The following is an 843-nucleotide window of genomic DNA, read 5'->3' as shown; positions in this document are numbered from 1 at the left end:
TCCCAGTGTGGCCGATCACCCTCTCAGGTCGGCTACGCATCGTCGCCTTGGTGAGCCGTTACCTCACCAACTAGCTAATGCGCCGCGGGCCCATCCGTAAGCGATGGCCGAAACCATCTTTCCCTTTTGCCCCATGCGGGGCAAAAGCCTATCCGGTATTAGCCCCGGTTTCCCGGAGTTATCCCGGTCTTACGGGCAGGTTGCCCACGTGTTACTCACCCGTCCGCCGCTCGTTCCACGAACGTCACCCCGAAGGGATCCGTCCGCTTCCCGCGCTCGACTTGCATGTATTAGGCACGCCGCCAGCGTTCGTCCTGAGCCAGGATCAAACTCTCCGTAAAAGTTGACGCCTTCCGGCGTCTCGAAAACGACGACCGATCGCATCGGTCCGTCGAAACCTTTACATCCGTTTCATCCGTGGCGTCCGGAAAAGGTTGCCCTTTTCACTCGCGCTTGGCTTTTGTTCAGTTTTCAAGGAACGATTCCAAAAGAAGATTTCCTATCGGCAACTATTTCATTTTAACAACTTGCCGATCTTAATGTCAACAACTTTCTTTCGGTCATTCATGAACGCGTCAAATACGCATCCACATTCGCTTGCTTCAGAAGCGACGGTAATTATATTAGCACCGTTAACATGGTGCGTCAATACATTTATGATAGGTAAAATATACCAAAACCCATCTCAAGAAAACGCCAGGGGCACCTGCAGCTCTAGTGTTTATGCGTGATTTTCATCTCACACGGCCCATCGACATAATATGTAAAGCAACAATAAAGGTCTCCTCCAGACAAAAGACACGTTTCCCTAAACAATCAATCCAGAGGCTGACGAAAAGCGGC

General features: G+C 51.1%; 1 rRNA gene. It reads right to left on the bottom strand.

From position 1 onward, the window contains the following. Window positions 1-341: ribosomal RNA gene (locus tag CCB157_RS16925) — 16S ribosomal RNA — on the bottom strand; the annotation flags it as partial. Window positions 342-843: the final 502 nt, after the last annotated feature.

It is taken from the genome of Caenibacillus caldisaponilyticus (assembly GCF_002003465.1).
GTDB classification, from domain to species: Bacteria; Bacillota; Bacilli; order Bacillales; family Sporolactobacillaceae; genus Caenibacillus; species Caenibacillus caldisaponilyticus.
Note: the sequence above shows the minus strand (reverse complement) of the source record. Positions and strands in the feature narration are given on the sequence as shown.